The 18,808-nt window shown below is 62.1% G+C and carries 21 protein-coding genes; 11 read left to right on the forward strand and 10 right to left on the reverse strand.

Going from position 1 to position 18,808, the window contains the following annotated elements:
• Window positions 1-3: 3 nt before the first annotated feature.
• On the forward strand, window positions 4-1,269 hold the full coding sequence (locus DXY33_RS05805) for a dihydroorotase (RefSeq protein WP_115132255.1): 1,266 nt from the start codon (window positions 4-6) through the stop codon (window positions 1,267-1,269).
• Here the strand turns inward: DXY33_RS05805 and lepB are convergent.
• Entirely contained in the window at window positions 1,259-1,924 is a 666-nt protein-coding gene (gene lepB / locus DXY33_RS05810; RefSeq protein WP_115132117.1) for a signal peptidase I, read from the reverse strand. The genes DXY33_RS05805 and lepB overlap by 11 nt on opposite strands.
• 78 nt (window positions 1,925-2,002) lie before the next feature.
• Here lepB and DXY33_RS05815 point away from each other — a divergent pair, with 78 nt between their 5' ends.
• The gene (locus DXY33_RS05815) at window positions 2,003-3,508 is read left to right on the forward strand and encodes a hypothetical protein (protein WP_115132118.1); all 1,506 of its coding nucleotides are present in this window, start codon (window positions 2,003-2,005) and stop codon (window positions 3,506-3,508) included.
• On the opposite strand, the gene DXY33_RS05820 is transcribed toward DXY33_RS05815, so the two are convergent.
• The 5 genes from DXY33_RS05820 to DXY33_RS05835 form a co-directional block, all read right to left on the reverse strand.
• Entirely contained in the window at window positions 3,471-3,833 is a 363-nt protein-coding gene (locus DXY33_RS05820) for an arsenate reductase family protein (protein ID WP_115132119.1), read from the reverse strand. The genes DXY33_RS05815 and DXY33_RS05820 overlap by 38 nt on opposite strands.
• Before the next feature lie 3 nt (window positions 3,834-3,836).
• Complete coding sequence (locus tag DXY33_RS05825) at window positions 3,837-4,196, reverse strand: 2Fe-2S iron-sulfur cluster-binding protein (protein ID WP_114987966.1); 360 nt, start codon at window positions 4,194-4,196, stop codon at window positions 3,837-3,839.
• Between the two features lie 69 nt (window positions 4,197-4,265).
• Window positions 4,266-4,775 carry an inorganic diphosphatase gene (locus DXY33_RS05830; protein ID WP_115132120.1) on the reverse strand — a complete coding sequence of 170 codons (510 nt, stop codon included), beginning with the start codon at window positions 4,773-4,775 and terminating at the stop codon, window positions 4,266-4,268.
• On the reverse strand, window positions 4,717-4,977 hold the full coding sequence (locus tag DXY33_RS12265; RefSeq protein WP_170950943.1) for a hypothetical protein: 261 nt from the start codon (window positions 4,975-4,977) through the stop codon (window positions 4,717-4,719). The genes DXY33_RS05830 and DXY33_RS12265 overlap by 59 nt, the downstream gene beginning before the upstream one ends.
• Window positions 4,978-5,065: 88 nt before the next feature.
• Complete coding sequence (locus DXY33_RS05835) at window positions 5,066-5,530, reverse strand: resolvase (RefSeq protein WP_115132121.1); 465 nt, start codon at window positions 5,528-5,530, stop codon at window positions 5,066-5,068.
• Window positions 5,531-5,677: 147 nt separating this feature from the next.
• Here DXY33_RS05835 and DXY33_RS05840 point away from each other — a divergent pair, with 147 nt between their 5' ends.
• The 4 genes from DXY33_RS05840 (at window position 5,678) to DXY33_RS05855 (ending at window position 10,369) form a co-directional block, all read left to right on the forward strand.
• Complete coding sequence (locus DXY33_RS05840; protein ID WP_115132122.1) at window positions 5,678-7,459, forward strand: proline--tRNA ligase; 1,782 nt, start codon at window positions 5,678-5,680, stop codon at window positions 7,457-7,459.
• Between the two features lie 24 nt (window positions 7,460-7,483).
• Entirely contained in the window at window positions 7,484-7,909 is a 426-nt protein-coding gene (psb27, locus tag DXY33_RS05845; RefSeq protein WP_115132256.1) for a photosystem II protein Psb27, read from the forward strand.
• An 86-nt stretch (window positions 7,910-7,995) separates the two neighbouring features.
• On the forward strand, window positions 7,996-9,315 hold the full coding sequence (locus DXY33_RS05850) for an adenylosuccinate synthase (protein ID WP_170950960.1): 1,320 nt from the start codon (window positions 7,996-7,998) through the stop codon (window positions 9,313-9,315).
• A gap of 40 nt (window positions 9,316-9,355) precedes the next feature.
• A complete protein-coding gene (locus DXY33_RS05855; protein WP_115132123.1) occupies window positions 9,356-10,369 on the forward strand; it encodes an adenosine kinase in 1,014 nt (337 codons plus the stop codon).
• On the opposite strand, the gene cutA is transcribed toward DXY33_RS05855, so the two are convergent.
• Window positions 10,338-10,682, reverse strand: coding sequence for a divalent-cation tolerance protein CutA (gene cutA, locus DXY33_RS05860; protein ID WP_115132124.1), 345 nt, complete (start codon window positions 10,680-10,682; stop codon window positions 10,338-10,340). The genes DXY33_RS05855 and cutA overlap by 32 nt on opposite strands.
• On the reverse strand, window positions 10,675-11,466 hold the full coding sequence (locus tag DXY33_RS05865; RefSeq protein ID WP_115132258.1) for a precorrin-6A/cobalt-precorrin-6A reductase: 792 nt from the start codon (window positions 11,464-11,466) through the stop codon (window positions 10,675-10,677). Before DXY33_RS05865 ends, cutA begins: the two co-directional genes overlap by 8 nt.
• 29 nt (window positions 11,467-11,495) lie before the next feature.
• On the opposite strand from DXY33_RS05865, the gene DXY33_RS05870 reads away from it, so the two are divergent.
• Window positions 11,496-11,954, forward strand: a complete 459-nt coding sequence (locus tag DXY33_RS05870) for a single-stranded DNA-binding protein (protein ID WP_115132125.1) — start codon at window positions 11,496-11,498, stop codon at window positions 11,952-11,954.
• Window positions 11,955-11,983: 29 nt separating this feature from the next.
• Here the strand turns inward: DXY33_RS05870 and DXY33_RS05875 are convergent, their stop codons facing one another.
• A complete protein-coding gene (locus tag DXY33_RS05875; RefSeq protein WP_115132126.1) occupies window positions 11,984-12,172 on the reverse strand; it encodes a hypothetical protein in 189 nt (62 codons plus the stop codon).
• 69 nt (window positions 12,173-12,241) lie between these two features.
• On the opposite strand from DXY33_RS05875, the gene DXY33_RS05880 reads away from it, so the two are divergent.
• From DXY33_RS05880 to DXY33_RS05890, 3 genes are read left to right on the forward strand one after another with little or no spacing between them, the layout of a single operon-like run.
• Entirely contained in the window at window positions 12,242-12,784 is a 543-nt protein-coding gene (locus DXY33_RS05880; protein WP_115132127.1) for a DUF2854 domain-containing protein, read from the forward strand.
• Window positions 12,785-12,787: 3 nt separating this feature from the next.
• On the forward strand, window positions 12,788-13,669 hold the full coding sequence (gene argB, locus DXY33_RS05885) for an acetylglutamate kinase (RefSeq protein ID WP_114987976.1): 882 nt from the start codon (window positions 12,788-12,790) through the stop codon (window positions 13,667-13,669).
• Between the two features lie 2 nt (window positions 13,670-13,671).
• Window positions 13,672-14,730, forward strand: coding sequence for a DUF3153 domain-containing protein (locus DXY33_RS05890; RefSeq protein ID WP_115132128.1), 1,059 nt, complete (start codon window positions 13,672-13,674; stop codon window positions 14,728-14,730).
• Here the strand turns inward: DXY33_RS05890 and priA are convergent, their stop codons facing one another.
• Window positions 14,731-16,980: a primosomal protein N' gene (priA, locus tag DXY33_RS05895; RefSeq protein WP_115132129.1), complete on the reverse strand. Its 2,250-nt coding sequence runs from the start codon at window positions 16,978-16,980 to the stop codon at window positions 14,731-14,733.
• Between the two features lie 305 nt (window positions 16,981-17,285).
• Here priA and rpoD point away from each other — a divergent pair, with 305 nt between their 5' ends.
• On the forward strand, window positions 17,286-18,662 hold the full coding sequence (gene rpoD, locus DXY33_RS05900; protein ID WP_115132130.1) for an RNA polymerase sigma factor RpoD: 1,377 nt from the start codon (window positions 17,286-17,288) through the stop codon (window positions 18,660-18,662).
• Window positions 18,663-18,808 lie beyond the last annotated feature (146 nt).

Raw genomic sequence — 18,808 nt, forward strand, 5'->3', positions numbered from 1 at the left:
GTCATGAACGACACCTTGCTGCTGGATCCGGTGCGCGTCCTGCGTGGCCCCGGACATTCAGTGAAGCTCGGTGCAGTCCTGATCCACCAGGGGGTGCTCGTCGGCTTTGACGACGAAGCCCGGCAGCAGGCCCTGGGCCTAGGCATCAAGGCCAGCCCAGCACCGGATCAACTGGTCGCCCCCTGCCTGGTGGATCCGCATTCGATCCTTGAAACCCCCTTCAGTGGCGATCAAGAAACAGCCGTAAGCCTGCGCCACTGTGCCGCCGCAGGAGGCTATGGCCAGATTGGCCTGCTTCCCCGCAGCAGCAGCTGGCGCGATTGTCCGGAGCGGCTCCAGGGATTCAGCCTCGAGCAGGATCAAACAGCAACGGTTCGTCTGCACCTTTGGGGAGGCTTCAGCCGCGGCGGCAAGGCGGATGAACTCGCCCCCCACGGCGATCTTCTCGAACACGGTGCCATCGGACTGGCGGATGATGACGCCGTGGTTCCAACCCCGTTGCTGGAACGGGGACTGCTGCTCGGAGAGATGGGGGGATGCCCAGTGCTCGTGGCACCCCGGGATCCCGTGCTGCAGGGGGAGGGGCTGGTGCGGGAAGGCGTGGAGACGCTGCGGGCCGGGTGGCCAGCGGATCCAATCACCAGTGAGACCGTTCCCCTCAGCCAGTTGCTGCTGCTGCATCAACGCCATCCGGAACGACAGCTGCGGCTGATGAACCTCTCCACAGCAGCTGCGGTGCAGCAGCTTTCAGGCTGCGAGTTCCCGCCCCTGAGCAGCGTGAGCTGGTGGCATCTCCTCACCGACCGCAGCATGCTGGCCAGCAGCGATCCGGGCTGGCGCGTCTGCCCCTCCCTCGGTGGCCCGGACGATCGCGAGCAGTTGATCCAGGCCGTTCAGCATCGAACGATCACTGCCGTGGCTGTGCATGCTGTTCCTCTGGATGCTGAGGACATGCTGTTGCCGGGCGACCGGCGCCCCGCAGGCCTAAGCGGCCACCATGTGGTGCTTGCTGCGCTGTGGAATGCCCTGGTGCGGCCGGGCCGCTTGACCACGGAAGATCTTTGGCAGGCCCTCAGCTTTGGGCCTTCGGCTCTGATCGACCAGCCGCCTGAACAGCTTGAGCAGGGCAGCCGGCGCTGGCTGCTGTTCGATCCCGATCAACGCTGGAGCATCAGCAGCAACACTCCCGGCGCACCGCGTGCCGCCAACATTCCCTGGCTGGGCCGCGAGCTTCAGGGACGCGTTGTGGCCTGTGGCCTCAATTGCTGAGCGAACCGATGCGCGAAGGGGGCCAGAAGCGGAAGACGGCACGGCCAATGATCTGATCGTCTGGCAAAAATGGGCCGCCTGGCCAACGACGGGCGTCCTGGCTGTTGCGGCGGTTGTCGCCCAGAACAACAACGTTGCCTTCGGGGACCACGGCATAGAGGCCCTTGCAGCCAATCATTCCGTCGCGTTCGGAGCAGAAGTTGGTGACGTAGGGCTCGTTGAAGGCCCTGCCGTTGATGCTCACGGCACCACGGCTGTTCACCTCCACGACATCACCAGGAACACCCACCACCCGCTTGATCCAGGCCTCACATTCGGGATAACGCTGCAACAGCACACGATCCACAACCCAGCTGATGCCAGGGAAGGTAACGAAGCCGCACTTCAGTGGATTGGGTTGCCCCCCCTCCAATTTCCAAACGGGATCAAAGGCACTGGGAGAATTGAACACAACGATCTCCCCCCGCTGAGGAGGTCGGGAGCGGTAGGACAGCTTCTCGACGATCAACTTGTCGCCAACCTGAAGCCCTGGCAGCATCGACCCTGAAGGGATGTAGCGGGCTTCAAAGGCGAACTGCCGGAGCAGGAGATACAGCGAAACCGTGAACAGAAAAGGGGCCCAGAACTCCCAGATCGCGCTGACTCTGCCCTTCACATCGGAAGGTTCTCTCTCCGCGTTCAATGTGGGCAGGCTCAATCTTTCGACCCACGATAGGGGGAGCCTGCAGGCCCCATGATCCGTCCACGCTGGCAAGCCCTCAAGCCCCAACACGGCCTGTTCAGCTGGCGCCGGTGGGACCAAGCCATTGCTGTCATCGCCGCAGTCAATCTCACCTGGGTCGCCATCGACCTCACCTACATCCCCCTGCGCAACTTCTGGCTGCAGCGCAATCTTTATCCGGTGCCATCGCTTCCCCTGGTGGTTCCCCTGCCCTGGCTGCCGGACATCACCCCGTGGCTGGATCCCCTCAAGGGCATCGAACCCCATCGCGACACCGAGGGTTACCTGAAGGCCTACACCGCCCTGGATCGGGCCCTGCAGCAGAACGGCCCGCGCACGGCGGAAAGCACCGATCTGCTGCAGCAGCAGGTGGTGCTCACCACAGCGCTGATGGACAGCAACCCGTTCATCAGTTCAGGCCAAGCCGGCGCGCTTGAAAAATTCAAGAACCGACTGCGCGCCCGCACCGGCCTGGAATCAGCCCGTGACTCCGCCAACCTTCTCCTAAGCCCCGAGCATCTGGAACGCTCCCCCTGGAGCCAGGAGCGTCAGTTCTGGAGCCAGCAAATCCTGCCGCTGGTGGAGAGCAACTACTGGCGAAGCATCGATGAAAACGGACGCCCCAGCGATTTGAGCTGGCGCATCGACACGCCATTTCAACTGCTGTTTCTGCTCGACATTCTTCTGCGTGCCTGGCGCCTGAAACAGCGCTATCCAGCGATCCGCTGGCGCGATGCCCTGTTACGCCGCTGGATCGACCTGCCCCTGCTGCTGCCGTTTGCGCGCTGGCTCCGGGTGGTTCCGGTCACAGAACGGCTTTGCGGAGCGGGCCTCCTGCAACTCGAACCGCTGCGGGCCGTGATCAGCCGCGGCGTGGTGGCCCTGTTGGCTGTGGAGCTGTTTGAAGTGATCGCCGTCAGGGTGGTCGATGCTCTGCAGCAACTGATCCGATCACCACAGCTGCCGGAAAGGGTTCGCGGACTCTGCAGCTACCAGAGCAGTGATCTGAACGATGAGCGGGAGGTGATCGAGCTGCTGCGGTTGTGGCTTCCCCTTCTGCTCACCCGCATTGCCCCGGCCATGCGACCGCAACTGCAAGCCGTGATCAGCCATCTGGTGCAGCAGAGCTTGGACCGGAACGTGGTGCCGGATGCCCTGCGGCGACTGCCTGGACTGCAAAACGCCGAATCGGAATTCAGCCGCCAGCTGGCAGAAAGCATGGTGACCTCCGTGCTCGACCTGTCCAAGGGAGCCGGAAACCGCATCGGTCAGCGGGACCCTGTTCTGGAATCGCTTGGATCCGAGGCCTTGGATCGTCTCTGGGAGGAGCTAGCCCACACCCTGGAACAGGGGCCTGTCTTGAGCCGCAGCCAAGATCTGCTGGTCGCGCTTTTGGAAGAGATCAAACGCTCAAGCTTCCGTCAGATCCGCGACCAAGGCGATGTGGACGCCCTGATCAGCGAATTGGATGGCTTGAACTTCAACCCTGGAAGACCGACTCCCAAAGATCAGGCTTGAAGCCGGTGAGGTATGTGGAGGAATTCACCTCCACGAACGGTCGTTTGATCAACTTTCCATCAGCAGCCAAAGCCTCGAGAGCCTCTTCATCCGACAGAGCCTTCACTGCTGCCGCGCCCATGGCGCGATAGCTCTGGCCGCTGGTGTTGAACAGCAGTTTCCTGTCACCGAGGGATTGGTGAGCGGCCACCAACATCTCCTTCGACGGTGGAGTCAAGGTGATGTCGTGCACCTCATGGGCGATGGCTCGCTCAGTGAGCCAGGCCAATGCCTTTCGACAGGTGCTGCATCGGTTGTAGCTGTAAACCTGAAGGGTTCCGGCCAAGGCTCAGCGGCCGAACAGGGATTTGATCGCACCAACGAGGCTGTTGGAGCCGCGGCCCACACCTTCAGCGGGGCGGGTGCGAACGGTGACATCACCAAACACTGTGGTGCGGCAGCTCAGGCGGAAGTTGGCAGGACGATCGGCCAGATAGACCTCTTCAACATCGCTGCGGGGGGACAGGTTCGCTTGCCCTTCAACCACCTCCATCACGCAGGTGCCGCACTGACCAACGCCACTGCAGTTGTTGAGGTTGTTGAGGCTCTTGTAGGGATTAACGCCTGCATCAAGTGCAGCCTTACGCAGATTTGCGCCCTCGATGCAGCCAACCTGCTGGCCTTCCTGCTCGAATCGGATGGTGGGCACGGGTTCCGCAAATCTCAGTGCGCACCAACTTACAAGCATCCGGCCTGATCAAGGGACTCTTGCCTGAGATCAATCGGCTGCATTGATGCAGGAATCAAGCAATGGCTGAACCGCATCGAGGTCGCGCCATCCATCAATCGATACGACGCTGCCCTGCAACGTGCGGTAGGTCCTGAAGAATTCCGCGACATCCTCCAGCTGGGAGGCAGCGATCTGACGAATGCTGCGGATCTCGTCCTGACGGGGGTCTGCGTCCGGGACACAGAGAATCTTCCCGTCATAAACATCCTTGTCGTGGAGGTCCAACACGCCGATTGGGCGAGCCTTGATCAGGCAACCAGCGAACGTGGGTTCAGCCATGATCACCATGGCGTCGAGGGGAGATCCATCCTCCGCCAGCGTGTTGGGGATGAAGCCGTAATCAAAGGGGTAACGCACCGAGGAGTGCATAACCCGATCCAGAACCATCACGCCGGCTTCGGCGGAGTACTCGTATTTGTTTCTGCTTCCTGCCGGAATCTCAACGATGAGATTCACCAAGCCTGGCGAAGGTGACGGGGGGAGCTGATGGAGATCCATGCCGATCCGAAGCGGTGGGGATCAGTCGCGGAGAAGGGAAGGTTCGATCTGTGATCACAGCCACAAGGGGGGCACTGAAACTGACAACAGCAATCAGCAGTCCTTTGATGGCCGTCAACGAGGCGCGACGACTGAACGGCTCATCCGCCTCCGAAGACGCGATGGCGTCGTCGTGAGACGGGTGGGGAACATCTGAGGCCATAAAACGGGGGGCTTGAGAAAGCTCCCTCTTTCGATCACAACGTTGTTGAACTCATTCTGTCACTGCAAAAAGCAGGACGCACCGATCATTAAGCAGCGGGCCGGTCCTGCTGGTCGAGTCGTGCGCTCAGATCAGTAGAGGATGCCCCACTCGCCTCGAGATGGGTACGGATCAGCCGAAGCTCCTCAAGGATCGATCCCAGGATTTGCTGCGTCGCCGTTGATGGAGAGTTCAGCACCTCAACAGTGACTTCTTTGATGCGGAGAACATCTTTGGCGAAGCGCGCCACCTCATTGGGGTGGAACATCAGCGGATCTTTTTGATCGCTGCGGTACTCCGGGTTCAGCTTGCGGGGGTTGAACGGAGGGTTGAGGTTGCGTGGGTCTGTGTTGGTGTAGCGATACACCGAAGCCCGGGAGCGGTTCAGGGATTTCTGAACGTCGTCGATCCCCACCAGTGCCTCGGCTTGAGCTGACGCATGGGCCGGATCCATGGAAAGTTCGGTCGCTTGTTGAACGCTTGTCGCCACAGATTCAACGGACCGAGGAAACATGAGACGGGCCTAGGACAGGCTGGATTGAGCTGGACGGTAGCAGTCGAGACTCAGGGCGCCCAGGGGAATTCCAGCAAAACAGACACTTCCGCGATCGGCATGCCTCCGAAGCGGTGATAACTTCCAAATCCCATTTTGTTGCGATTGATGCGCGTCTCCCGCCTGCTGCTGGTGACGCTTCGGGATGTTCCCGCCGAAGCGGAGATCACCTCGCATCAGTTGCTTCTCAGGGCCGGGTATATCCGTCGCGTGGGATCAGGGATCTACGCCTACCTCCCCTTGATGTGGAGGGTGCTGCAAAAGATCACTGCCGTGGTGCGCGAGGAGATGAACCGCGCCGGCGCCCAGGAAACCCTGCTGCCGCAGCTGCACCCTGCTGAGCTCTGGCAGAAGAGCGGGCGTTGGCAGGGCTACACCGCTGGCGAGGGGATCATGTTCCACCTCGAAGACCGCCAGGGCAGAGAACTGGGGCTCGGTCCGACCCATGAAGAGGTGATCACCAGCCTGGCAGGTGAGCTGCTGAGGTCATACCGGCAGCTCCCGGTGAACCTTTATCAAATCCAGACCAAATTCCGCGACGAGATCCGTCCCCGCTTTGGCCTGATGCGAGGCCGCGAATTCATCATGAAGGACGCGTATTCCTTCCATGCCAGCGAAGCAGATCTTCGCGAGACCTATGGCGTGATGGATCAGGCCTACCGCCGCATCTTTGAACGTTGTGGCCTGGATGCCGTCCCTGTCGATGCCGATAGCGGAGCGATCGGCGGCGCCGCCTCCCAAGAGTTCATGGTGACGGCGGATGCCGGGGAAGACCTGATCCTGATCAGCGATGACGGCCAATACGCCGCCAACCAAGAGAAGGCTGTTTCGATGCCATCCACCGCATCTCCTCTTCCCGACGGCCCGGAGGAATCGATTCCAACTCCTGGCTTGGGCAGCATCGAAAGCCTCTGCGACGCCAAAGGCTGGGATCCGAGTCAGGTGGTGAAGGTGCTGCTGTTTGTGGCGACCCTCGACGATGAGACCCTCCAACCGCTGTTGGTGAGCCTCCGTGGTGACCAGGAGCTCAATCCCACCAAGGTCGTGAACGCGGTCAGCCGAACCGTCAACAAGGGTGTTCTCGATTGCCGCCCGATCACACCAGAGGACAACAACCGTCAGCAGATTGATCCGCTCCCCTTTGGATCGATCGGGCCCGACCTCTCCGATGACGTTCTGAAGGGAGCCAAGACCTGGGAGCCAACATTTCTGCGCCTGGCGGATGAAACCGCGAGCGAACTCGGCAGCTTCATCTGTGGTGCCAACACGCCCGATCTGCACCGTTTCAACACCAACTGGACCGCCATCGATCAGAAGCCAACCAGCCTGGATCTGCGTAATGCACGGGCCGGCGACGTCTGCCAACACAACCCGGAATCACGCCTGACGGAAAAAAGAGGCATCGAAGTCGGCCACATTTTTCAGTTGGGCCGAAAATATTCCGAGGCCATGGAGAGCCGTTTCACTAACGAGAACGGCAAGACCGAACCGTTCTGGATGGGTTGCTACGGCATCGGCGTTTCGCGATTGGCGCAGGCTGCCGTCGAGCAGCATCACGATGACAGCGGCATCTGCTGGCCGACGGCCATCGCCCCCTTCGAGGCGATCGTGGTCGTGGCCAACATCCAGGACGAGGCCCAGGCCCAGCTGGGGGAAGCGCTGTACTCGGAGCTTCAGAACGCTGGTGTGGATGTGCTGATCGACGACCGCAAGGAACGCGCCGGCGTCAAGTTCAAAGACGCGGATCTGATCGGCATCCCTTGGCGGATCGTGGTGGGACGCGACGCCAGCGAAGGCACCGTTGAACTGGTGTGCCGCAGCAGCCGCGAGGTGCAAAAGCTTCCCCACGTTGAGGCTGTGACCTGCCTGATCAAGGCACTCCACCCCTAAAGTCGAATGACACTTAAGGGTTTCATGCTCTCCGCACTGACACGCCTGCTTCGCCCCCTCAGCCGGGCCGTCGTAGCCCTTGGTCTCGGGTTGTGCCTCCTCCTGACGGCCTGCAGTGGGGACGCTGAAGCTCGTCTGAGCGGCGACTACGTGGAAGACACCGTGGCGGTCTCCCGCACTCTGCTGACAGTGATCGACCTGCCTCAGGACGATCCCACCCACGCCGAAGCTGAGGCCGACGCCCGGGCCCTGATCAACGACTACATGTCCCGTTATCGGCCCCAGCCCCGTGTGAACGGACTCAGCTCCTTCACCACGATGCAGACCGCGCTGAATTCGCTCGCTGGTCATTACGCCTCCTACGCCAATCGCCCCCTGCCGGAAGCGCTGCATGACCGCATCGCCAAGGAACTCAACAAGGCTGAGAAATCAGTGGTCCGGGGCAGCTGAGCCCCCCGAAACCAGCTCGGTTTTGACGAGGCCACCCGAGATCTGAGATACTCGCGGATTGTGCAGATCTGCGGCTTCGGGCCGCCGTGTTCTTGGCCAACGTTGTCGTCATCGGAGCGCAGTGGGGTGACGAGGGAAAAGGAAAGATCACCGATCTCCTGAGCCGCTCCGCCGATGTGGTGGTTCGCTATCAGGGTGGTGTGAATGCAGGCCACACGATTGTTGTTGACGATCGTGTGCTCAAGCTGCACCTAATTCCATCTGGAATCCTCTACCCCGACACGATCTGTCTGATCGGATCCGGCACGGTGGTGGATCCCAAGGTGATGCTCGGTGAGCTGGACATGCTCATCGCCAACAACATTGATATTTCAGGGCTTCGCCTGGCATCCACAGCCCACGTGACGATGCCCTACCACCGCCTGCTCGACCAGGCCATGGAGAAGCAGCGGGGAGCACGACGGATCGGAACCACAGGCCGTGGAATCGGCCCCACCTACGCCGACAAGTCGCAGCGCAGTGGCATCCGTGTGATCGACCTGCTGGACGAACAGCGGCTGAGGGATCGCCTTGAAGGCCCACTGCAGGAGAAGAACGAACTTCTTCAGACCATTTACGGCGTTGAGCCCCTGAACGCCGAAGACGTCATCCAGGAATATCTGGGATACGGCAAGCGCCTCGCCCCCCACGTGGTGGAGTGCACCCAGACAATTCACCAGGCAGCGCGAGATCGCAAGAACATCCTGTTCGAAGGTGCCCAGGGCACGTTGTTGGACCTGGACCACGGCACCTATCCCTACGTCACCTCCTCCAACCCCGTTTCCGGCGGGGCCTGCATCGGTGCAGGCGTGGGCCCAACCCTGATTGACCGCGTCATCGGCGTTGCCAAGGCCTACACCACCCGCGTGGGTGAAGGCCCCTTCCCCACTGAGCTGAGCGGAAGCCTGAATGACCAGCTCACGGAACGGGGTGGCGAATTCGGTACCACCACGGGCCGCCAGAGGCGCTGTGGCTGGTTTGACGGCGTGATCGGTCGCTACGCCGTGCAGGTCAACGGCTTGGACTGTCTGGCCGTGACCAAGCTGGATGTGCTGGACGAACTGGACGAAATTCAAGTCTGCGTGGCCTATGAACTCAATGGCGAGCGAATCGAGCACTTCCCCAGCAGTGCCGATGACTTCGCCCAGTGCAAACCCATCTTCGAAACACTGCCTGGCTGGCAGTGCTCCACCGAGGAATGCCGCAGCCTTGAGGATCTCCCCAAGCCAGCCATGGATTACCTGCGCTTCCTCGCTGATCTGATGGAAGTGCCGATCGCCATTGTCTCCCTGGGGGCCAGCCGTGATCAGACCATCGTTGTAGAAGACCCGATCCATGGTCCCAAGCGAGCCCTGTTGAGCGCCTGAGCCGCTGACGTTCATACTTCGGCCTGCTTTCCACGCCCCGATGTCATCAGAGACCCGTTTCCCCAGCGATTGCAGTCTCGATGTCGTTGGTATAGGCAACGCCATCGTTGACGTTCTGGTGCAGACGGACGACGGTTTCATCGCTGAACACGGCCTCCAGAAAGGGGGCATGGCGCTGATTAATGAACAACAGGCCGAAGCTCTTTACAAGGCCAGTGGAACGGGCCTCGAGACCTCCGGTGGATCGGTCGCCAACACGATGGTGGGCATCGCGCAGCTCGGCGGACGCGCCGGTTTCATCGGCCGCGTCCGGGATGACCAGCTCGGCAGCATCTTCAGCCATGACATCCGGGCCGTTGGGGCACGCTTCGAGACCCCAGCAGCCACCAGTGGAGCCACAACGGCGCGCTGCCTGATTTACGTCACGCCCGATGCCGAGCGCACTATGTGCACCTTCCTGGGGGCTTCCACCCAACTGGAGCCCGAGGATCTCGACCTCTCCATGGTCAAGCAGGCCAAGGTGCTTTACCTGGAGGGCTACCTCTGGGACAGTCCAGCCGCCAAACGGGCCTTCATCGCCGCCGCCGAAGCCTGCCGTGAAGCAGGCGGCAAGGTGGCTCTTTCCCTGTCCGATGGCTTCTGTGTTGATCGGCACAGAGCGAGTTTTCTCGAGCTGGTGAATGGCCACGTCGACGTGCTGTTCGCCAATGACGTTGAAATTCAGTCGCTCTACGAGACCGACGATTTCGACCAGGCCCTCGAGCGGGTGCGCGGCTGCTGCTCAGTGATTGCGGTCACCCGTGGCGCCCAGGGGTCCGTTGTGCTGAGTGGAGACCAGCGCTGGGATATCGGCATCTTCGGCCTGGGAGACCTGGTGGACACCACGGGAGCAGGCGACCTCTATGCCGGGGGATTTCTGCATGGCTTCACCCAGGGCGAGTCACTGGAGCGCTGTGGTGAGCTCGGAGCCCTCTGCGCCGGCCAGATTGTGACCCAATTGGGGGCTCGCTCCCAGGTCTCCCTCAAGCAGCTGGCGGAGACCCATCTGAACTGAGCTCAGCGATGGCCCAGGCCCTATAGGCCGGTGATGCCGTCACCGGCCAGCACAACCACTCGGGGGTGTCGTAGCTGTGCAACTCGGAGACAGCCGAGCGCAGGGCGGCCACATGCTGAGTTGAGGTCTTCATCAGCAGTTGGACCTCATGGGACGCCTGCAACGACCCCTCCCAGCGATAGAACGACTGAACGGGGTGGATGGACACACAGGCCACGAGATGGCGCTCCAGCAAGGCCTCTGCCAGCTGTTGGGCGCGCTCAGCGTTCGCTTCCGTGGTGAGGGCCAGCACGAGTCCACTCGCTTCAATCACGCTCAAGCCGATCCAACAGGCTGCAGACATCCTCGACGCATTCCATCCCGTTGGGGGGGGAGGGACGCCGCAACAGCAGCAAGCTCAGCCCCAGATCTGTGGTGAGTTGATGCCAAAGCTGTTCCGTCACACCACCGGACTGGCGGCAGAGCACCACGCCAATGCCCCAGCGACGGCAAAGAGACCGCTCGATCGCCCCCGGCACCTCCCCTTGCAGAGGGCGCACCACGGCCAGGTGATCCGGGGGAAGACCTGCCCGCAAGGCGGCGCGCACTCCATCGGGGGACGGAAGCGCACGGCCATAGGGAATTGCTCCGGCGCGGCGCACAGCAGCAGTCAAGGCCGGAAGATGACGGCCTCCAATGGCCAGCAGCAGGCGTTGGCCCTGGAGCGGTTGGGCCGCCAATGCATCGGCATCAGCCAGGAGAGAGGCTGCTCCCAACGGTTCAAGGCGACGCTCATAACGCAGCAGCGGTTGGCCGAGATCCGCACAGGCCGTGACCAGGTCATGGCTGATCTGAGCCGCAAAAGGATGCGTGGCATCCACCACCCAACGGAAAGGGCCGGTCTGATGCAGGGCTGCCTTGATTCCGCCAATTCCCTGCAGGGCACCAATCGAGATGCGCTTCACCGGCAATCCCGCGTAGGCCTTCGCTGCAGTTGCCGTCACCACACTCACGCTCACACGCCAATGACGGCGGGAAAGCTCCTTCACCAAGCGCGGCCCATCACCGGTTCCAGCCAGCAGCAGGACACGACGCTGGTCATTCGCGGGGCCTTGCATCAGGATGTGCGCCGACACCAGCTCAAGTCATGAACCATTGCGTGCTCGAAGTGGAGGTGATCGACGCACCGACGGTTCGATACACCCAGGACAACCAGACTCCCATTGCGGAGATGGCCGTGCGCTTTGACCCCCTTCGCGAGGGTGATCCGCCGGGTGAATTGAAAGTGGTGGGCTGGGGCAACCTGGCCCAGGAAATGCAGAACCGTGTGCAGACCGGGCAGCGGCTGCTGATCGAAGGCCGGCTGCGGATGAACACCATGCCCCGGGGCGATGGCATGAAGGAAAAACGGGCTGAATTCACCCTGGCTCGGCTTCATCCGATCGGCGCGGCAGCCACGGGTGCAGCTCCTTCCGGCAACCCCTCAGCCCCGGCTCCCAGCCGCCAGGCCCCCGCTGCTGCACCGACCAAGGTGGCAAAAGAGCCCGAACCGGCCAGCTGGAATGCGGCGCCCCTCGTGCCCGACACCGACGACATCCCCTTCTGAATCAGAGGACAATCGCGGGGCGTCGCCGCTTAACGGCCCGCTTCGTCCTGCAGCTCTGACGCTCGGGTGATCAGTTGCCCGAGCTCCCGTTCAAGGGCGGCAAGATCCAGCCGCAGCTCGGGCCAGCGGCCCCCATCGATCTGCTGCAGCAACCAGCTGCGATCACGATCGAGCTGCTGGAGTAGATCATCGATCCCGGTCGACGATGGATCTGGCATCTGGCTCGGGGCAGTGGATCTCCATCCTGATGGCCTAGAGGTCAAAATGACGATCAAGCCAAGGCCTTCATGAAGGATTTCTTCTCCCCCGGCAGCCTCGTCACCATCGCCGGAGGCGTGCTGACCGTGGTCGGTGCCACCGCTTACGCCACCGGTAGCGCCAACCTCAGCCTGCCCACGATTTTCTACGGAATCCCGATCTTGTTGGGGGGGCTAGCCCTTAAATCGTCGGAGCTGCCACCCGCCATCCGGGTGACACCGGTCAAGACGTTTCAGAAGGAACGCGAAGCTGCAGCCCCAGAACTGGGCAAATTGCTCGGCGATGTGACGCGCTGGCGCTACGGCCAGAAGGCCCACCTGGAGTCGTCGCTGGAAGCGCTCAAACTCTGGGATGAAGACACCCCACCGCAGTTGGAAGAGATCGAAGAGCTGCATTCCGACAGCGGCTATGGCCTGCGGATGCGATTCCTGCTGGGAGCCGTTCCCCTCGAACGCTGGCAAGAGCGACAGGAGAGGCTGGGGCGTTTCTTCGCCAAGGGGATGCGAGCGGAACTCAAGGAACTGGATGAACAACGGCTGGACGTTGTTCTGCTTCCGGCAGGTGAGGCCTAAGCCATGGCCCAATCCACCCAGAACAACGATGACGCCCTCAGGGTGTCGGTGCTCAGCGAAGCCCTCCCCTACATCCAGCGCTTCGCCGGTCGGCGCATCGTGATCAAGTACGGCGGGGCCGCCATGGCCCATGCCGAGCTGCGGGCTGCTGTCTTTCGCGACCTGGCTCTGCTGGCCTGCGTCGGCGTCCAACCCGTGGTGGTGCATGGCGGCGGGCCTGAAATCAACCAGTGGCTTCAGCGTCTGGAAATTCCCGCCGAATTCCGCGACGGACTGCGCGTCACCGACGCCGACACCATGGACGTGGTGGAGATGGTGCTGGTGGGCCGCGTCAACAAGCAGATCGTGAATGGCCTCAATCAGCTCGGCACCCGTGCGGTTGGTTTGAGCGGAAGTGACGGAAGTCTTGTGGAGGCACGCCCCTGGGGGAATGGCAGCCATGGGCTGGTGGGGGATGTTGCCCGCGTCAATCCCGATGTGCTCGAACCACTGCTGGAGAAGGGGTATGTGCCCGTCATTTCCAGCGTTGCCGCAACCCCCGATGACGGGCGAGCCCACAACATCAATGCCGACACGGTGGCAGGAGAGTTGGCGGCGGCTCTGGAAGCCGAAAAACTGATCCTGCTGACCGACACCCCCGGCATCCTTGAAGACCGGGATGACCCCGACTCGCTGATCCGCAAACTGCGTCTCTCAGAGGCGCGACAGCTGATCGAGGACGGCGTGGTCGCAGGGGGCATGACCCCTAAAACGGAATGTTGCATCCGCGCCCTGGCTCAGGGCGTGTCAGCCGCCCACATCATTGATGGCCGGGTTCCCCATGCCCTCCTGCTCGAAGTCTTCACCGACGCCGGCATCGGCACCATGGTGGTGGGACGCGGCTAGGGGTGAGCGAGCAGGACGCAGCACTGGACCTCTCTGAAGCGGAGGCAGCCCTGGAGCGCGGGGACTACGGCCAGGGCCTGGAGCTGCTTCTGCCCCTGGCGGAGCAACACCCGCTCAACAGCCCGGAGGGGCCGGGCCTTCGGCTCCTGATGATCACCGCCTGGATGGGCCAGGGGCAGGACGAGAAAGCCATCGCCACCTGCAGGCTGCTGAGTCGCTGCCGCGATCCCAAGTTGCGCCAGCAGGCCAAACAACTGCTCGGGGTTCTTGAAGCCCCAAGCCTGGATCGTCCGGAACGCTGGTCGATGCGCATGCCGCAACTGGAGCTGAATGGCTCCGGCAGCGGGCAGACCTCCACCATGCTGCGGCGGCGGTCGCGGCGTCCCGAACCCCCGCCACCACCACCGACGGGGCCGACGCGTTCACCGGCGGCGGGTTTCGCCGTGCTGGTGATGGCGGTTCTGCTGGGGATCACGCTGTTGCTGAGTGGTTGCGTCCGAATCGAGGCTGATCTCGACCTTCGCGGCCCGGATCGAATGGCCCTCACCTGGGACGTGCGGAGCACCCAGCAACGCCCGCTGCCCTGGCAGGAGCAATTCGAGCGAGACCTGCAACGGGACGTGCCCGGGCTGAAGATCGAACAAACAGGCCCAGGACGCCAACAGATCAGCAGCCGTGTTGCCTCGTCGCACGAGCTGGCGCAACAGATGGCGGCCGTGGTTGCCGTGGCTGGTCGCGCGGCTGGAGTCTCACTCCCGCCACCGACGCTCAAGCTCGAAGAACGCAACTGGCTGCTGGGGGTGCAGCAGCACGTGCAGCTGATGGTGGACCTCAGCGATCTGCCCGAGATCCCCGGGCTCGACGTTCATCTGAGCCTGAACCACGGGCAGGTGGAGCGCACGGCTGTTACCGGCACCACCACCGAAGTCAGCTGGCAGGGCTGGCGCTGGAATCCGCTTGGCCTGGGGGGCGTGGTGATCCTGATGCTGCTGATCAGCAGCATGGTGCTGCAGGTGGTGCGTCGGAAGCTGGGCTTTGGCTTCCCTGAACTGCCCTCCTGATCAAAGCTGCTGCGGGTCGGGATCCACAGTGAGCGCCACACCCTTGGGCAAGCCATCCCAGAGGTCCTGTCCCGGAGGCAGCGGAAGCGGGGAGCCCGCCGGACCGTGCAGCAACAGCTGCCATCGGCTTCGGCCAGCAACCCGGGCCACAGGTGCCGGAGCAGGACCCAACAACCACCAATTCTGGAGCTGACAAATCGGCCGGATCCGCTCCGCCAGCACCGCTGCCGCCGTTGCTGTTTTGCTGGGGGAATCTCCAGACAGGCGCAGCAAACAGGCACGACTGAAGGGCACCAGACCCGCCTCCTTGCGGAGGGCCACCTCCTGGGAGAGGAACGCTTCATAGCGACCATCCACCAGGTGTTGAATCACCGGGTGCTCTGGGGTGTAGGTCTGCACTAACACCTGCCCCGGTCGCTCACCTCGCCCGGCACGGCCCGCCAACTGCAACAGCAACTGCAGGGCCTGCTCTCCTGCGCGGAGATCGGGGCGGTGCAGAAGCCCATCCGCCGCGAGCACCGCCGCCAGGGTGACCCGCGGCAGATCCATGCCCTTGGCCAGCATCTGCGTACCGATCAAGACGTCGGCTTCTCCAGCAGCGAAACGGTCCAACAGGCGTCGATGGCCATCCCGCCCCCCGGTGGAATCGCGGTCAAAGCGGAGCAAACGAAGGCCTTCGAGCTCCTGAGAGAGCAGTTCCAACACCTTCTGCGTCCCGGCCCCAAACGGCTTGAAGGCCGTGGAACCACAGTGACTGCAACGGTTCTCCAGGTCTTCACGATGGTCACACCAGTGGCAACGCAGCCACTGACGCCCGGCCTTGCTGCGGTGAACGGTGAGCGCCACATCGCAGTGGGGGCACATCACCACCTCGCCGCAACTGCGACAGCTCAAAAAGGGGCTGTATCCCCGACGAGGCACCAAAACCACGGCCTGTTCGCCCTGCTCCGGCAGCGCCGCAAGACGATCCATCAAGGCGCGACTGACCAGACGCTTGTGTCCTTCGGCCAACTCATGGCGCATGTCGATCACATGCACAGGCGGTAGGGACTGCCGGGAAATCCGCTGGGTCAGGCGCACCAAGGTCAAGGCACCATCCGAGCCCGATTGAATCCAGCTCTCGAGCGACGGCGTGGCGCTGCCCAGCACAAGCCGTGCCTGTTGCATCACAACCCGGTCCAAAGCCAGGTCCCGGGCGTGATAGCAAGGCATGGGTGCGTCTTGCTTGTAAGAGCTGTCGTGCTCCTCATCCAGAACGACCAGCCCCAGCGGCTTCAACGGCACGAACACCGCGGAGCGGGTTCCCACCACCACCAACGGCTGTTCGGCAGCAAGACAGCGGCGCCAGGTTCGAACCCGTTCGGCGTCACCACAACCGCTGTGGTACTCCACAACGCGCGAGCCGAAGCGTTTGCGGCAACGGTCAACGAGTTGGGGAATCAATCCGATCTCGGGGGTGAGCAGCAGCACGTGCCGGCCCCGCTCCAGCTCCTGGGCAGCCAGCTGGAGGTACACCTCGGTCTTGCCGGAGCCGGTGATTCCCCAGAGCAGCAGCCCTCTCCCCGGAGACAGCTGTTGGTAGGCCTTCACCACGTCCTGCTGCTCAGCCGTCAAGGCCTGGGGAAGCTCCTGGGGGCCAGAACCAGCTGAGGAGCCCTTGTCCTCACAACGACGCTGCTCACGCACCAGGTAGCCCTGCTGGATCAGCGGCGGCAGCAATTGCGCCCCAAACCCACTGGCCACCAGGTCCCGTTGCCAAGCACCATCGCCCTGGCCCTCCAACCAAGCCAGAAGCTCCCGCTGGCGAGGGGTGGGTGGGTTCGCTGCATCAGGGGGGACCCGGGCCTGAATCCACCACATTTGACGCCCGCCCGCCAGGCAACGCTGGCCGGCCTGACCAATCCAGCCCGACGGCAAAGCCGCCTTCAAGGTGCGGAAGACACTGAGATGGCAACGGTCCGCCACCCGCTCCAGCCAGCTGTACCAATCCGAATCGACAGCAGCTCGCTGCAGGAGCGATTCCACCGGTTGCAGCTCCTGAGGATCCTGCTCAGCCCACTCCCGCTCCGCCACCACCAATCCATGCATGGCTCGACCCCGGAGGCGCACCCGCACCAGATCTCCCGGCATCAATCCCATACTGGGATCTGCGGCGTAACTGAAGGAGCGTCCTTCCCGCCCAGCCTCCAGCCAGACCTCAACGCATCGCCGCGAATGCGACAGGACCTTGCAAACTTCGGAAGACTTCATTAACGTGGACAGGTTGGACAGTTTCTGCCAACCCTGCGCTCGATCCAGAGGGAAGACACAGAGTCTGAAGTCAAGGTCTTGTTCCTTGCCACTTTGACCGGTCTGAGACCACCCCGGACAGCACAGACACAATCAGTCCAGGCGTTTCGTCGACTCGCGGACACCACCATCAGCCCATGAACTCCGTCTCAGCGTCAGCTGTGTCGTTCTCTTTCGTTTGAACGGAAGTTCCAGGTTCCGGCCATTGCCGTTGGTGCTTTGTTGCCGCTGTTGCATCTCCCCTCTATCCGACTTCGACTAACACCATGACCCCTGCTGCCACCAAAGCTGCCAAGCCGGACATCGTTCTTCTGGCCAATGCTGACGGCAAGGTGAAGGAAGTCGCCAAGAGTTCCGACAAAGAGGTCAAGAAAACCCCTGCACGCCGACGAACCAGCAAGGCGAGCGCCAAGGACCTGAGCGCCGCAGCCGACGAACTGCTCGCCGCAGCAGATCAAGCCAAGGCCTCGGGAACCACCAAAAAGGCTGCAGCGAAAACCACCAAGGCCAAAACCACAACGAAAAAGGCCACCACAACCAAGAAGGCAGCCACCGCCAAGAAGACCACGACTAAATCTTCAACAGCCAAGGCAGCGGCAGCGAAGCCAACCGCCGAGGAGAAAGCCAAAACCGCAGCTGCTGAGAAGGAAGCCAAGGCCAAAGCCCTGGCCAGCATCAAGATCGGCCCCAAAGGCGTCTACACCGAAGACTCCATCCGGGTTTATCTCCAGGAAATTGGTCGGATCCGCCTGCTGCGTCCCGACGAAGAGATCGAACTGGCCCGCAAAATTGCCGATCTTCTCTATCTCGAGGAACTGGCCGCTCAATTTGAAAGCGACAACGGCCGGGAACCTGACAACAAAGAGTGGGCGGCCTTGGTGGAAATGCCGCTCATCCGCTTCCGCCGGCGCTTGATGCTGGGCCGACGGGCCAAGGAAAAGATGGTGCAATCCAACTTGCGCCTGGTGGTCTCGATTGCCAAGAAGTACATGAATCGGGGCCTGAGCTTCCAAGACCTGATTCAGGAAGGAAGCCTTGGCCTGATTCGTGCAGCCGAGAAGTTCGACCACGAAAAGGGCTACAAGTTCTCCACCTACGCCACCTGGTGGATTCGCCAGGCCATCACACGCGCCATCGCCGACCAGAGCCGCACCATCCGCCTGCCGGTGCACCTCTACGAAACGATCTCCAGGATCAAGAAGACCACCAAGGTTCTCTCCCAGGAATTCGGCCGCAAGCCAACGGAAGAGGAAATCGCGGAATCGATGGAAATGACCATCGAAAAACTGCGCTTCATCGCCAAGAGCGCCCAGCTGCCGATCTCCCTGGAGACCCCCATCGGCAAGGAAGAGGATTCCCGCCTGGGGGATTTCATCGAAGCCGACATCGAAAATCCCGAGCAGGACGTTGCCAAGAACCTGCTTCGTGAAGACCTGGAAGGTGTGTTGGCCACCCTCAGCCCCCGCGAGCGCGATGTGCTGCGCCTGCGCTATGGCCTGGACGACGGGCGGATGAAGACCCTCGAGGAAATTGGTCAGATTTTTGATGTGACCCGTGAACGGATCCGTCAGATCGAAGCCAAGGCCCTGCGCAAATTGCGCCACCCCAACCGCAATGGGGTGCTCAAGGAATACATCAAGTAAGCCAGCACTGGGCCCGTGACCAAACGGTCACGGGAGTAATACATAAGTACATTCCCCCTAGCTGAATGGAGTGGAGGGCTCCTATAAAGAGCTTGAGGGAATTGAGACGCCCTCCTCACACGGAAGAGATCAAACCCCAGCCTGAG

This window comes from Synechococcus sp. N26 (assembly GCF_900473975.1).
Classification (GTDB): Bacteria; Cyanobacteriota; Cyanobacteriia; order PCC-6307; family Cyanobiaceae; genus Parasynechococcus.